Origin of the sequence: Streptomyces sp. NPDC012508, from assembly GCF_042902595.1 — a bacterium.
Taxonomy (GTDB): Bacteria; Actinomycetota; Actinomycetes; order Streptomycetales; family Streptomycetaceae; genus Streptomyces.
On record NZ_JBIBEO010000001.1, the window covers coordinates 1127240 to 1141592 of the forward strand.

Consider the following 14353-nt stretch of genomic DNA (forward strand, 5'->3'; position numbering starts at 1 on the left):
GGCAGCCCGGGGGGGGGCCGGGATGCCGGGCGGGCGCGGGGGGGGAGCGGCCGCCCGGCACCCTCGCCCCGTGCCCGCGGGGGTATCCCCCTCGTCCTACTCGTCTCCGAGCGCCTCCAGGCGGTCGCGCACGTCCTCGGCCTCGGCTGCGCGGTCCTGGGACCGGTACAGCTCGAGAGCCCGCTGCCAGGCGATGCGCACGTCCGCGTACTGGTGAAGGGCTCGATGGGTGTCACCCGCGTTGACGAGGGTGTCGGCCTCGTTGGCGGTGTCGCCGACCTCTCGGAACAGCTCCAGGGCCTGCCCGTAGTGGTCGAGGGCGTCACGGTACCGGCCTGTGTGGTGGGCGATGTAGCCCAGGCTGTCCAGGGTCGAAGCGCCGTGAGCCGGGAGGCCCTGGACGCGGAACAGACCGAGGGCCTCCTCGCAGTGGGTGCGGGCTTCCGCGTACAGCCCCAGCTGCGCGTGCATCCAGCCGACCGCGTTGAGCTGGTTCGCCTGCCAGAGAGGATGGTTCACCTCCTGGTAGAGGCGCAGGGCGTGCTTCGCGTGGTCGAGAGCGCGCGCGTTGTCTCCCTGCTCCTCCCAGACCCGTCCCAGCGTGCGGTAGATGTGCGCCCGCCCGGCGATGTTGCCGCTGCGCTCGGCCAGGGTGAGGGCGTGGCGCAGATGGTCGAGCGCCTGCGCGTGGTCGCCGGCGCGGGCGTCGGCGAATCCGAGGCGCCAGTGGGCGAGCGTCCTGGCGTCGTCGCCGTCGTACTCGGCTGCGGCCAGGGCGGCTTGCCACACCGTGACGTACTCCTGCAGACGATGCCTGCCCAGGTGGTAGGAGATGAGCGTCCACGCCAACTGCCACACGACCCGGTGGCGCCCGAGGGCAGCGGCATGTGACTGCGCGGCCAGCAGGCAGTCGTGCTCGTCGTGGAACCACCGGAGCGCCGCCGCGGTGTCGTCCGGTGTGACGGGGCTGCTGCCGGCGGCTGGAGCCTCCGGCTCGGGCCGGAAGGGTGTGTACGGGCCGTCCAGCAGAAGGTTGGCGGCGAAGGCGCTGTGAAGGTAGTGGTCCAGCAGCCGGACCTGGGCGGACGCGGACTCCTCGGAGGGGATGGCGTCGGCGAGCTCGGCCGCGTACAGACGGACGAGGTCGTGCATCCGGTACCGCCCCGGACGGTGCTGCCGTAGGAGGTGCGCGCCTTCCAGCTCGGCCAGCAGCACCCGTGTCCGGGTCGGGGGGAGTCCTGCCAGGCCGGCGGCTGCCGCCAGGCCGAGGTCCGGACCCTGCGCCAGGCCCAGGAGGGAGAACAGGCGGCCGGCGGCAGGGGTGAGGGCCCGGTGGGAGGCGGCGAAGACCGCGCGCACGTTCACCGTCAGGTCACCGGGATCGAGTGCGGTGAGGCGGTCGGCCGCCCGGACGAGTTCCTCGGCGAGGACGGCGAGCGGGAAGTCGGGGTGCATGGCGGCGCGGGCGGCCACGATGCCGAGGGCGAGCGGCAGTCCGGCGCAGTGCTCCACGAGAGCGGCGACGGCTGCGGGCTCGGTGGTGGTGCGCTCGGCGCCCAGGCGGCCTACCAGCAGCGCGTGCGCCTCTGCCGGGCTGAGGACGTCGACCGGCAGAAGGCGGGCGCCGTGTGCCGCCATCAGGGCGGACAGACGGTTGCGGCTGGTGACGAGGACGGCGCAGGAGGGACTTCCGGGCAGCAGCGGGCGCACTTGTTCGGCGTCCCGGACATCGTCCAGAAGGATCAGCATCCGCCGGTCCGCCAGGAGGCTCCGGTACAGGGCGGCCTGGGCCCCGGGGTCGGTGGGCACGCGGTCGCGGGCGACGCCCAGGGCTTCCAGAAACCCCCGCAGGGCCGTGTCCGGGGGCACGGGCGGCGTACGGGGGTCGAAGCCGTGCAGGTTGATGTACAGCTGCCCGTCAGGGAACCGCTGTGTGTTCCGGTTGGCCCATTGAGCGGCCAGCCAGCTCTTGCCGACCCCTCCTGGACCGCAGATCACCGTGATCGCCAACGTGCCGTCCGGCCCGTCCGCCAGGGACGTGGTGAGCTGTCCCAGCTCCTCGTCGCGTCCTGCGAACAGAGCTGGCGGGGCCGGCAGTTGACGTGGCACCGGGGAGCCGGGGCCGGTGGAGGCTCGGGCCGGGACGGCGAGGGAGGCGTCGGCGGCGAGGATGCGCTGGTGCAACTCCTGCAGCGGCCTGCCCGGATCGATGCCCAGCTCTTCGGCGAGGGTGCGGCGGGTGTCCTGGTAGTGCCGTAGGGCGTCGGCCGGGCGTCCGGAGTGGTGGAGGGCGAGCATGAGCTGGCCGGCCACACGTTCGTCGAGGGGGTGCGCCGTGGCGTGTGTGGTGAGGTCGGCCAGAAGGTGCGCGTGGTGACCGTGGCGGAGGGCGATGTCGTTGCGGTCGAGTTCGGCGGTGAAGCGTTCGTGGTGGAGGGTTTCGCGCAGTGCGGTGAACCAGGGTGTGTCCAGGGTGCTGAAGGCCGGTCCGCGCCAGAGGTGGAGGGCTTGGTCGAGCAGGGAGGCCGCGCTGTCGTCGTCCTGGGTCCGACGGGCCTGTGCGACGAGGTCGCGGAACCGGTGCAGGTCCACTGCCGAGGTGACACTGGTGAGTTGGTAGCCACTGGGTTCACGGCGGATGCGGACTTCGTCACCGTCGGCCGACTCCAGGGCCTGGCGCAGGCGGGAGATATAGCTGTAGAGCGTGGGGCGCCAGCGCTGGGGTGGCCGGTCACCCCAGATCCGGTCTCCGAGCCGGTCGATCGAGACGGTTCGGTTGGCGTCCACGAGCAGCGCGGCCAGTACGGACCGCTGCCGCAGATGCCCGAGGTGGACGGGCCTGCCGCCCACGTGCGCTTCGATCTCGCCGAGTACCGCGAACTGTGTCCTCACCGCATCCCGTTTCCGAAAGCCGCTTCGCCGGTGATCGCTTCAGACCACTCTGATGCGGCGGTTCGCCGACCGCTGCCCTTTTGGGCGTGGTTGACCGAAAACGGGATGCCGGACGTGGAGTCCGCCGTCCTGGCCGGACTACGGCTTCATCGGCCCCCGTCCGTCGCCGTGGGGAGGAAGCTCTGTGACGGACTGTTGTCACAGGGCCGTTGGACCAGTTGGACGCCGGTCGTCGTGGTGGCGCCGGCGGTCAGGCACTTGCCGCTGTGGCGGGCGACGAAGTGGTAGGTGCCGGAGGGTTCGCTCACCGGCAGCCACTGCTGGTTCGTGCCGCCCGCGTAGGACCAGAGCTGCAGCGGCGCACCGTCGGCGGTCGACCGTTCGGCGACGTCGACGACCTGTTGCGGAGCGTTGCGGACCCCGATGCGGGTGTAGCCGTCCGTCGTCGGGGTGAAGCGGAACTGCTGGGCCTGGGTGCCGTTGCAGGTGTACTGCTGGACGGCCGTGCCGTTGGCCGTCCCCGCCGCGCGGGCGTCGACACACAGGCCGTTCGCCTGGGACGCCAGCGTGTACCAGGAGTCTCCCGGGAAGGGGCCCGGCGGGGTCGTGGGTCCGGTGCCCGCGAGCCACGTGAGGCTGTCGAGCAGCAGTCGGTTCTGCGTGGGGCTGGCGAAGGTGGAGGACAGGCGGGTGTTGTTGCTGTAGTTCATGGCGTTGTGGCCGAAGTTGGCGTACAGCATGCGGTACTGCGTGTTGGTCCACACGAGGGGGTAGTCGCCGCTGTACCAGGACTGGTTCGGGTCGGTACCCAGCGGGAAGCTGACCGGGTCGACCGAGGCGAGCACCTTGATGGACGGGTTGGACCGCAGGTTGTTCGACCAGCTGTACCACTCGCTGACGGCCGAGGTCCACGTCGTGGGCAGGCCGGCCACCGCGGGGTGGGCGGCGTTCTCGGTGCGCATGACGGCGGTGGTCGGACCCCAGGTGTTGGAGCGGAAGTTCCCGCTGCCGAGGAACTGGTTGTAGTACCAGTTCCAGCCGGAGGCGTTCGTCGTGAACGCCGCGACATGGAAGCCGAGCCACGCGCCGCCGCCGCGCATGTACCGCTCGAAGCCGGCGCGCTGGGCGGCGCTCTGCGGGGCGTCGTCGAGGAAGACGACGACGTCGTACGCGTCCACGCCGCCGTTGGCGAGCAGGTTCCAGTCGGTGGTCGCCGTGTAGCCGAAGTTCCGGGCGGCGGCGGTACGCGGGAACCAGTCGTTGGCCTCCTTGACGAAGTCGATGTGGGCCGCGTCCCAGGTGCCGTTGTAGAACGCGATCACGCGGAAGTCCGGTGCGGCCGGCGCCGCCTGGGCGGGGGCGCTGCCCACGCCGAGGACGAGCGCCATGAGGCCGAGGAGTCGGAGCAGGAGTCGGTTCACGGGTAGCTCACCAGGTTCGCGACGTCGGTGGAGGAGTTGGACGGGCCACCGCGGTCGTTGACGATGTGCCGGATCGTGCCGGTCCCGCCGAGCGAGACGGTCACCATGTTCCGGAAGCGGACGTCGGGACGGTTGGGGGCCTCGATGGCGTGCTCGGCGGCGACGCCCGGGTTGACGTTGAAGAAGCAGTAGCTGCCGAGTCCGTAGGCCTGGTGGCTGGTGACGGAGTCGGCGACCTTGTAGGCGGCGTAGCCCTGGGTCGTGCCGTTCATCCAGGCGGCCTGGTTGGGCGGGTCGTACGGCATCTCGTTCTGGTAGAAGTACGTGCGGCCCCGGTTGCCGTTCCAGACGGTCTGGTGCTTCTGGTAGTGCTCGACGAACAGGCCGTACATCGTGACGTCGTCGCCGTTCACGACAAGGCCGGTGTCCGCGGTGTTCGTGTTCCAGCCGACGCCCGTGCCGTGGTCCGCGCGCCACACCCACAGGTGGTCGCCGATGACATGGTCGCTGTTCACGACCAGGCTGGTGGTCGCCTTGCCGACGGCCGCGCCGCCGACCCGGAAGTACACGTCGTGGAGCGAGGTCGGGTTCGCCGCGTGGGAGGCGGACGATCCGGCGGGCCCGAGCTCGAGCAGCGTCGGCGAGTTGACGGTACCGGCGTCGAAGAGCACGCCCGCGATCTTCACCCCGTCGACATCGGCGACGGTCATGGCGGTGATGCCGTTGTCGGGGACGAAGGTGGCGAGGCCGAGGCCGAGGACCACGGTGTCCGGGCGGGTGATCCGCAGGGTCTGGTTCAGGTGGTACACCCCGGGGGTGACCAGCAGGTCCTTGCCGGCGGCGAGGGCGGCGTTCATCTGGGCCGCGGTCGCGCCCGGCTTCACGACGTGGAAGCGGTCCATGCCGAGCTGGGTTCCGGCGGGCGGACCCCCGGCCGCCCAGCTGGTGCCCGTGGAGTCGTTGCGCGTAGGGGGCACGACGACCTTGTAGGCGCCGGCCGCGTCCACCGTGAGGAAGGGCTTCTCCCGTACGACCGGGGAACGGTCCACGGTCGTGTACGGAGGGTTGGGGAAGCTCGTGCCGGGAACGCCCTGGCTCCCGACGAACACCATGTTCCAGTTCGACCCCGTCCAGGAGCCCAGCTGCGCGTTGCGCGTCAGCCACTGCTGCTGCGTGCCGGAGCGCACCTGTCCGTCGATCTTGGAGTCGGCCATGAAGCCGCCGCTGGACCAGCCGCCGTCGCTGAGTTCCAGGTTGCCGCGCACATGCATCCGGCGGTACGCCGAGGCCTGGGACACGGCCCAGCGGTCGGTGCCGCCGGTGGGGTTGACGGAGAGGTTCTCCGCGCCGCGCCAGAAGTTGTGGGTCGCGTTCTGCGGCGGGAACCAGTCGGCCTCCACGTGCACGGCGCCGTTGATCGTCACGGAGTCGGGCGACTGGCCGAGCCCGAGGACCTGGGTGTAGAAGCCGACGTTGACATCGTTGTTGTACGTGCCCGGCTTGAACAGGACGGCGTACCGCTCCGACCCGAACTGGTTGGTCTCCTGGCGCTGGAAGATCGTGTTCAGGCGTCCCTGGATGGTCGCGGAGGGCATCGACGGATCGAGGACGACGACATTCGGGCCGAGGTCGACGTCGCCCGGAGCGGTGCCGACGGGGGTGATCCGGAAGCGCTGGGCGGCCGTGCCGTTGCAGGTGTACTGGACGAGCTGCACGCTGTCGGCCGTGGACGCCGCGGGGACGTCGAGGCACTTCCCGCTGTTGCGGTTGACGAGGCGGAAGTCTCCGCCTCCTTCGTCCACGGCCCGCCACTGCTGGTTGAGACCGCCGCCGTAGGTCCACAGATGGACGGCGGCGTTGTCGGCGGTGGAGACGTCGCTGACGTCGACGACCTGGGCGGAGTCGGCGCGGCTGCCGATCCTGACGTGGCCGTCCGAGGTCGGCGCGACGGTCCACTGCTGCGCCGTGGTGCCGTTGCACGCGTACTGCTGGACGGCGGTGCCGTTGACGGTCGCGGCGGCGCGGGCGTCGAGGCACTTGCCGCTGCCGGAGTTGACGACGGTGACCGTGCCGGTGGGGACCTCCGCCGCGGCCACGGCCGGGGATTTGGCCGTGGATTTGGCTGTGGATCCCGTGGGGACGTCCGTCGGGACCGCCGCGGCGGAGCCGGGCGAGAGGGCGACGAGGGCCGAGCAGAACACCGCGCCGGCGGCCAGGGCCGCTCCGAGGCGGTGGGGACGCGGGCGGGCGCGGGCGGGGCGCCGGGGTCCGGCGTTCCGCGGAAGGGCGGGCATGGGACTCCTTGGGGGGGGAGGGAAGGAAGACGTACGGGAAGAGCCGCGGCCGTCGGTCAGCCGTTGTAGGCCGCGAGGATCCTGGTGAACTCCCACGCCTGCTGGCCGATGCCGGAGCAGGTGTCGGCGCCGCCGCCGGTGCAGGGCCGGTCGCGGTTGACGGACCAGAAGGTCAGTCGGGCCAGGTGGCGCTGCTGCGCGTACGCGAGGATGGTGCGGAAGTCGGCCTGGGTGATGGTCTCCCCCACGTCCGTGACGCCGTTCATCGAGGAGATGCCGGTGTGGCGGTAGGCCTGGTCGTCGCTGTAGCCGTACGCGTTCTTCACCGCGGTCTTGAGTCCCTCGGCCGCGCGGACCGACAGGGTGCCCATGTTCTGTCCGTTGCCGCCGAAGTTGAACGGCATGATGGTCCAGCTGTCGACCGCGAGACCGGCCGCGGCGGCGCGGTTGACGAGGCTGGTGTCGGGGCCGTTCTGGCCGGTGCCGAAGGTGATGTACACCTTCAGGCCGGGGTTGTTCGCCTTGACGGTCTTCAGGGCGTCCACCGTGCGCTGCTGGACGGTGGGGCTGTCGTAGGCCGCGGCCTCGATATCGATGTCGATGGCCTTGAGACCGTACGCGTTGATGACCTTCTGGTAGGCGGCGGCGAGCTCACCGGCGCTGGCGCAGGAGCTCTCCAGCTTGTTGCCGCTCCATCCGCCGAAGGAGGGTATGACGTCGCCGCCGGCCGCCCGGACGGTGTTGACCGTCTGCTGGTCGACGCCTCCGGCGAGGGGGCGGCTGCCGTCCCACTGGGGGTTGCAGTAGCCGTTGCTGAGGACGAAGGCGAGCGTGAACCACTTCACGCCGGTGGCGTTCATGACCGTCGTCGGGCTGGGAGGGCTGCCCCAGCCGTTGTACAGGTACGGCGCGACGGCCATGTTCCCCCCGGGGGCCGGTCCGGTGCCGCCGGCCGGAGGAGCCGTCCACTTCTGGTTGGCCGCACCGGTGCACGTCCAGACCTGCAGCCGGGTGCCGTTGGCCGAGCTGTTGCCCGTGGCGTCCAGGCACTTGTCCGCCTGCGGGTTGACGATGTCGCGGGCCGCGGTCACCGTCCAGCGCTGGGCGGCGGAGCCGTTGCAGTCCCAGAGCTGCACCGTCGTCCCGCTCGCCGTTCCGCCCGAAGTCACGTCCAGGCACTTGCCGAGGGCCTTGACGGTGCCGTCGGCGCCGACGTCCCAGTTCTGGGCGGCGGTGCTGTTGCAGTCGTAGAGCTGGACGGGGGTGCCGTTCGCGTTGCTCGCGCCCGCCACGTCGACGCACTTGCCGCCGATCCCGGTGATCGTACCGGCGGCTGCTTCGGCGGGGGCGTCGGTGGCGACGGTGACACCACCGGCGGCGAGTGCGAGTGCCGCCACGGTGAGTGGCAGGCGGATCCGGTGCATGGGGGGTCCTCTCGGGTGGGGGGTGGCTCGTCGGTGGGACACATCCGGGCCCCGCGGCCGGTGCCGATCGGCCGGGTGGAGGGGTGGTGCCGCGGAGCCGAAGGGCGGTGATCCACACCGCAGTTCAAGAACGTGAACGTCATCCCACTTTCTGATCGGCGAATGTAAAGGTCTGAACCAGGCACGTCAAGACTCGGCGCATTCAGACGTTGAACGCACAACGCGCCTCCCTGAGGCGGGAGTTGGGATTCGCGGGCTGTTGACGTGAAGTCTTGACGACATGTGTGCGTGGTTGTTGATTACCGGACGCCCGGCGGGCACCTTGTGGGGAGGCAGCGCACAGCACTGAACCCCGCGCGGACACGCCGCACGGGGTTCAGGGGCGTCCTGAGCCGGAGGCCTCCCGGCGCTGCTCAGGAGTGGAGCAGGTTCTGCCAGTTCTGCGGGACGCGGTCGGCCGGTCCAGGGGCCGCCTGGTCGGCCGGGTGGCCGTCAGGAGGGGCCAGGGCGGGGCCGGACTTGTACAGGTCGTCGGTGGCGTAGTTCCAGTACCACTCCTCGCCCGGCTCGAAGCTCTGCACCAAGGGATGCCCGGTGGACTTCCAGTGGGCGGTGGCGTGCTGGGCCGGTGAGGAGTCGCAACAGCCGATGTGGCCGCACTGGGCGCAGCGCCGCAGGTGGAACCACCAGCCGCCCCCCGCGTCGCACTCCGCGCAGCCGGTGCCGCTGGGCGGGGTGCTCGGGTCGATTCCCTCGATCTCGGTCATGTGGGCTCCTCGGCGATCGTGGTCCCGGTCATGGACCCTGTCATGGTCTCGGCCGCGGTCTCGGTACCGCTCTCTGTGTCGCTCTCGGTACCGCTCTCGGGGGCGGCGGTCAGCGGCAACAGCACCTGGAACCGGGTGTCGCCCGGGACGGACTCGACCTGAAGGCTGCCGTGGTGCTTGTTGACGACGATCCGCCAGGAGATGTCGAGGCCGAGACCGGTGCCTTCGCCGACCGGCTTGGTGGTGAAGAAGGGGTCGAAGATCCGGCTGCGGATGTCGTCGGGGACCCCGGGGCCGGTGTCGCGGAACTCCACGAGCAGCCGGTCGCCCTCCCGGGCCGTGCGGACCGTCAGCGTGCCGTCGCCGTCACCGTCGCCGCCGGTGCTCGCGATCGCGGCCACCGCGTTGTCGATGAGGTTGGTCCACACCTGGTTGAGCTCCGCCGGGTAGGCGGGAACCTCGGGGAGGGAACGGTCGTACTCCTTGACCACACGCACCCGGGGACCGATCTTCCCGGACAGCATCAGCAGCGTGCTGTCGAGGAGTTCGTGGACGTCCACCTCGCGGTGCGCGGCCCTATCGAGCTGCGCGTACTGCTTGGCCGCGTCCACCAGATGGGAGATCCGGTTGGTGGAGTCGTCGATCTCGTCCATCAACAGCTCTGTCTCCACCGTGTAGTTGAGCCAGCCGACGGCCCCCGGCAGGATGTCCTCGGCCACGGTCGCCGCGACCTGCTCCAGCCAGTCCGTGTCGAGGCCGGCCTGGACGAAGGTCGGCGCGATCCGCCAGCCCTCCGGGATGCCGTGGTCGTCGAGCCAGTCGGCGAGCTCGTCCTCCCGGTCGGACGCCTCCAGAGGGCTCAGCACCGGTGCCTTGGCCACACGTTCGGCGGTGCGTTCCTGGATCTCGATGAGCGAGGCGAGCGCCTCCCGGGAGTACGGGCCCCTGGCGATGATCGCCAGTTTGTGCCGCATCTTGCCGACCCGCTCACGCAGTGCCGCGGTGGCGCGTACGGCGGCCGCGGCCGGGTTGTTGAGCTCGTGGGTGAGTCCGGCGGACAACGATCCGAGCGCCAGCAGGCGTTCTCGCTGTCCGACGGCGCGCTGCGTGTTCTTGGAGCCGAAGAAGAGCCCCTCCAGCAGGTGCGCCGCCATCGGGAACCACTCCTGCATGATGTCCGCGAACGACTGCGCGGGCAGCACGAAGAACCGGGTGGGCTCGGTGACCCGCATGGAGTTGTTGTACGTCTGCGGCACCCGGTCGCCCAGGTACGCCTGCATGGCCCCCGCGTACACGCCGCGCTGCGACGTGCGGCTGACCTCCACGTCGTCGCCGCCGACCCGGCGGTACAGCACGACGGTGCCCTCGATCATCACGTAGAAGCAGGTGGCCGGCTCACCCTCGGTGTACACCGGGCCGGGCTCGAACCGCTCCACCCGCCCCTCGGCGCACAGCCGGCCGAGCTGCTCCGGGGTGAGCTTCTCGAACAGGAACAGCGAGCCGATCTCGTGCGGGTCGCAGGGCATGGCCGGCGCGCTCATGACCGCTCCCGATCGCTCATGACTGCTCCAGATACCGGTGGACGAGCATCACGGCCATGGCTCCCTCTCCGACGGCGGACGCGACGCGTTTCGCGGACTGGGCGCGTGCGTCGCCCGCCACGAACACACCGGGCACACTGGTCTCCAAGTGGTACGGCGGCCGGTCCAGTTCCCACTCGGCCGGTGGCCGCCCGTCCGGCGTGAGGTCGGGTCCGGCCAGGATGAAGCCGTGCTCGTCGCGCAGCACCGTGCCGTCGAGCCAGTCGGTCAGCGGGGCGGCGCCGATGAAGACGAACATCCACTGGGCGTCGACCACCTCGTCCTCGCCGGTCACGGCGTCCCGCAGGGTCAGCCGCTCCAGGTGGTCCTCACCGTGGGCGGACTCCACGACGGTCCGGGCCCGCACGGTGATGTTCGGCGCCTCCTCGATCTGCTGCACCAGGTAGTACGACATCGACGCCGTCAGGGACTCCCCCCGCACGAGGAGCGTCACCGACTTCGCGCCGCGCGCCAGGAACACCGCCGCCTGCCCGGCGGAGTTCGCGCCGCCCACGATGTACACGTCCTGGCCCTCGCAGGCGGACGCCTCGGTGAGGGAGGAGCCGTAGTACACCCCGCGGCCGGTCAGTTCGTCGCAGCCCGGCGCCCGGAGCTGCCGGTAGGACACACCGGTCGCCAGGACGACGCTGTGCGCGGCGACCGCCGAGCCGTCGGAGAAGCGCACGACGCGCGCCGTGCCGCCGGCTTCCAGCCCCGTGACCTCGCGCGCGGTGAGGATCTCGGCACCGAAGCGGGTCGCCTGGCGGCGGGCGCGATCGGTGAGCTGCGCGCCGGAGACGCCGTCCGGGAAGCCCAGGTAGTTCTCGATGCGGGAACTCTGACCGGCCTGTCCGCCGGTCGCCGAACGCTCGACCAGTACGGTCCGCAGCCCTTCGGACGCGCCGTACACCGCGGCGCCGAGCCCGGCCGGGCCGCCGCCGATGACGACGAGATCGTAGAAATCGGCGGCCGGCGTGGTCGCGAGCCCCACGTGGGCGGCCAGCTCCGGCGCCTCCGGCTCGATCAGCACCGCTCCGTCCGGCGTCAGGACGAGGGGCAGCCGATGGCCGTCGGCACCGGCCGCTTCGAGGAGCCGCTGCCCTTCCGGCTCGTCGGACGCGTACCAGCGGTACGGCACCTGGTTGCGGGCCAGGAACTCCCGTACGCGCGAGGAGTGTGCCGACCAGCGGTGGCCGACCATCTTGGTCTCGGGCACCGGCCGGTAGTCGCTGGAGCGCCAGGCGGTGAGGAGATCGTCCAGGACCGGGTAAAGCTTCTCCTCCGGCGGGTCCCAGGGCTTGAGCAGATAGTGATCGAGATCGACGATGTTGATCGCGTCGATGGCCGCGTTGGTGTCGGCGTAGGCGGTCAGCAGGACGCGGCGGGCCCCCGGGTACACGCCGAGGGCCTGTTCGAGGAACTCGATGCCGTTCATCTGCGGCATGCGGTAGTCGGCGAGGATCACGGCCACCAGATCGCCCCGCAGCTTCAGCTCGCGCAGCGCCTCCAGCGCGGAATCGCCGGACTCGGCGCGTACGATCCGGTACCCGCCGCCGTAGCGGCGCCGCAGGTCGCGGGCGATGGCACGGGAGACCCCCGGGTCGTCGTCCACCGTCAGGATGACGGTCCGCGCTGCGTCGGTGGCCGGTGCCATGCTCCTCCGCCCTGCCTGCACGGGACAGCCGGCACGACCGAGCTGCCCGCCGGCTCCCGTCCATCGTATGTTCCCCCGCACGGGAACGCTCCGACAGACGGTGCCCGTGCGCCCCAGGTGACCTGGGAGGCGATCTCCGGCACGACCGCGGAAGGCCCCGCTCCGTCAACGGGGAAGGCCTCCCTAGTCTGAACGGGTGAGCCGGAGAGGGCGACTGTTGACCGTCACGACAGGGCTCCCGGCCGGTGCCGCCACGCGTGGCGGCCTGTCGCACCCTGCGCCCGGCACGCCTGAACCATGACTACCGATTCCGCGCGATCCGGCCGATGACGAGAGCACATGTCCGGAGCGGGCCCCCGAGCCGGTGATCTCCCGGCGCGCACGTCCCCCAGTGGCCGGCGACGGGCGACGGAGCGGGGAGTCGTGCCCAACAGGCCGTCGGATGCGGTCAATACCGTGCGTTTGCGGTGCGTGTCATTGCAGCGGTCGATCAATTGTGGGCCCAGGTCGGTCAACGCGGAGGTTCCCGTTCCAGCAAGGTCACATGGCGTACCCGAACTGACTATTCTCCCCTGCGTGTTGCGCTGCGCTCACAACGGGTCACCGTGCGTTGTGTCGCGGACGGATGGAGCCTGGCCGTAGGGAGGCGAGAGCACCGATGCGATCTCGTACCGACCCGTCGGGGGCACCCATGACAGCACATGTGCCCGGCCGCACGACGCCCCGACCGTTCCCGCCGGCGCGCCGCACCACCCCCAGTCCACTCATTCCAGACTGTTTAGGGACCCTCGATGGTTCGTACAGCTTCAACCCCTGGAGGCCTGCCACGTGCAATGGCTCCGGCATGGCTCATCCCTCCCAGTGTTCTGGCCGGAGCCTGCGGCATAGCGCTGATCTTCGTCCCCGCGCAGATACGCACACCGGTCCTCTGGTGCGGCCTCGTCGCCGTCGTCCTGACGGCGCTCACCTCGGCTGAGACGGCGCGCCGCGCGCGCTCGGCGGAGGACGCCTGGCACGCACGGGCGACCGCCGATCTCCAGCAGTACTACGCGCAACGCGAAGCCGCCCTGCTCGGTCGCCTCTCCGATCAGCGGGCCACCACGGTATGGCTCGCCGAACAGCTCCTCCCCGCAGCCGTCGCCCGGCTCCAGAAGGGGGACCCCGCCTCGGAGATCCTGCAGGCCGTCACGTTCGGGGACCACATCGACAGCGAGTTCGCCGACGCGCTCCGCGCGGCTCTGCGGACACTCCTGGAGGCGGTGGAGGCCGAGGAGCACACCCGGGACTCCTCGCAGCAGGCGATGGTGGCCATCGCGCGACGGGTCCAGGCCATCGTGCACCAGCTGGCCAAGGACCTCCACGACATGCAGATCCTGCACGGCACGGATCTCGTGGTCTCCCACGGCCTCCAGGCCATCGACCACCGCAACGCCCTGATCGGGCGCCTCGCCGCCAGTGTCGCGGTGCTGGGTGATGCCCGGCCCGGCCGCCAGTGGTCGAAGGCGATCCCCCTCTACGACGTCCTGCGGGGAGCCATGTCCCGCATCGTGGACTATCCCCGCGTGCGGCTGCAGTCGGTGACGGAGGTGGCGGTGATCGGCCAGGGAGCCGAGCCGCTGATCCACCTGCTCGCCGAGCTGCTCGACAACGCCACGACCTTCTCGCCGCCCCACACACCCGTCGAGGTGAGCGCGAGCGAGGTGCCGTCCGGTATCGCCATCGAGATCGAGGACCGTGGTGTCGGACTCACCGAAGAGGTCCGCCACCGCATCGACCGCGTGATGGCACAGGCGGCGACAGGCCTGGATCTGGCCGACCTCGGCGAGGCGACCCAGCTCGGCCTGCCCGTCGTCGCGCGGCTGGCCCGCGAGCACGGCCTCGACGTCGACCTGCGCCCCTCCGCCTACGGAGGAGTACGGGCGGTCGTGCTCGTACCGCGCCGTTTGATCACCACGGTCGAACAACCTCCGCAGAGACTCCAACAGTTCGCGCCGAAGCGGACGGGCGGACCGATCGCGCCGCATCGTACGGGCGCGCCGATCGTGCCGAGGCCGATGATGACGCGCGAGACCGCAGGGGATTCCGGCGAGGTCAAGCAGACCGTCAACGGGCTGCCGCAGCGGCGGCGGGAGTCGCCCGTCCCGACACCCGTCGTCCGTACGACCCCCCAGCCCCCCGCCGCTCCGGCCTCCTCCGGAAGGGCCGGCGCTGCCCGGCAGCCCGGCCTGATGTGGGAGGCGTTCAGCGGCGAGAAGAGATCCGGCACCGACCCGTCCATCCCGACCAGCGAGCCATCAGATGAGGATGAGTAACCGTGACGC

At 70.9% G+C, this 14353-nt stretch carries 8 protein-coding genes; 1 reads left to right on the plus strand and 7 read right to left on the minus strand.

Features of this window, described 5'->3' with window-relative positions; all coding sequences use genetic code 11:
• Positions 1–96: 96 nt before the first annotated feature.
• The 7 genes from ACFY8U_RS04870 to ACFY8U_RS04900 all read right to left on the minus strand — a co-directional run bounded on the left by ACFY8U_RS04870 (position 97) and on the right by ACFY8U_RS04900 (position 12032).
• A complete protein-coding gene (locus ACFY8U_RS04870) occupies positions 97–2892 on the minus strand; it encodes a BTAD domain-containing putative transcriptional regulator (protein ID WP_389565641.1) in 2796 nt (931 codons plus the stop codon).
• A 146-nt stretch (positions 2893–3038) separates the two neighbouring features.
• Complete coding sequence (locus tag ACFY8U_RS04875) at positions 3039–4280, minus strand: ThuA domain-containing protein (RefSeq protein WP_389566175.1); 1242 nt, start codon at positions 4278–4280, stop codon at positions 3039–3041.
• Positions 4281–4309: 29 nt separating this feature from the next.
• Positions 4310–6607: an RICIN domain-containing protein gene (locus ACFY8U_RS04880; protein ID WP_389565644.1), complete on the minus strand. Its 2298-nt coding sequence runs from the start codon at positions 6605–6607 to the stop codon at positions 4310–4312.
• Between the two features lie 56 nt (positions 6608–6663).
• Entirely contained in the window at positions 6664–8031 is a 1368-nt protein-coding gene (locus ACFY8U_RS04885) for a ricin-type beta-trefoil lectin domain protein (RefSeq protein ID WP_389565646.1), read from the minus strand.
• A gap of 413 nt (positions 8032–8444) precedes the next feature.
• Positions 8445–8798 carry a UBP-type zinc finger domain-containing protein gene (locus tag ACFY8U_RS04890; protein ID WP_389565649.1) on the minus strand — a complete coding sequence of 118 codons (354 nt, stop codon included), beginning with the start codon at positions 8796–8798 and terminating at the stop codon, positions 8445–8447.
• Entirely contained in the window at positions 8795–10339 is a 1545-nt protein-coding gene (locus tag ACFY8U_RS04895) for an ATP-binding protein (RefSeq protein ID WP_389565652.1), read from the minus strand. Before ACFY8U_RS04895 ends, ACFY8U_RS04890 begins: the two co-directional genes overlap by 4 nt.
• A gap of 16 nt (positions 10340–10355) precedes the next feature.
• Positions 10356–12032, minus strand: a complete 1677-nt coding sequence (locus ACFY8U_RS04900) for an FAD-dependent oxidoreductase (protein WP_389565655.1) — start codon at positions 12030–12032, stop codon at positions 10356–10358.
• Between the two features lie 833 nt (positions 12033–12865).
• On the opposite strand from ACFY8U_RS04900, the gene ACFY8U_RS04905 reads away from it, so the two are divergent.
• Positions 12866–14344 carry a sensor histidine kinase gene (locus ACFY8U_RS04905; RefSeq protein ID WP_389565657.1) on the plus strand — a complete coding sequence of 493 codons (1479 nt, stop codon included), beginning with the start codon at positions 12866–12868 and terminating at the stop codon, positions 14342–14344.
• Positions 14345–14353: the final 9 nt, after the last annotated feature.

What these genes read in the sequence shown, in the direction of transcription:
- ACFY8U_RS04875 (WP_389566175.1), bottom strand. Translation starts at nt 4,280, where the DNA reads ATGGCGCTCGTCCTCGGCGTGGGCAGCGCCCCCGCCCAGGCGGCGCCG.
- ACFY8U_RS04880 (WP_389565644.1), bottom strand. Translation starts at nt 6,607, where the DNA reads ATGCCCGCCCTTCCGCGGAACGCCGGACCCCGGCGCCCCGCCCGCGCC.
- ACFY8U_RS04885 (WP_389565646.1), bottom strand. Translation starts at nt 8,031, where the DNA reads ATGCACCGGATCCGCCTGCCACTCACCGTGGCGGCACTCGCACTCGCC.
- ACFY8U_RS04890 (WP_389565649.1), bottom strand. Translation starts at nt 8,798, where the DNA reads ATGACCGAGATCGAGGGAATCGACCCGAGCACCCCGCCCAGCGGCACC.
- ACFY8U_RS04895 (WP_389565652.1), bottom strand. Translation starts at nt 10,339, where the DNA reads ATGAGCGCGCCGGCCATGCCCTGCGACCCGCACGAGATCGGCTCGCTG.
- ACFY8U_RS04900 (WP_389565655.1), bottom strand. Translation starts at nt 12,032, where the DNA reads ATGGCACCGGCCACCGACGCAGCGCGGACCGTCATCCTGACGGTGGAC.
- ACFY8U_RS04905 (WP_389565657.1), top strand. Translation starts at nt 12,866, where the DNA reads ATGGCTCCGGCATGGCTCATCCCTCCCAGTGTTCTGGCCGGAGCCTGC.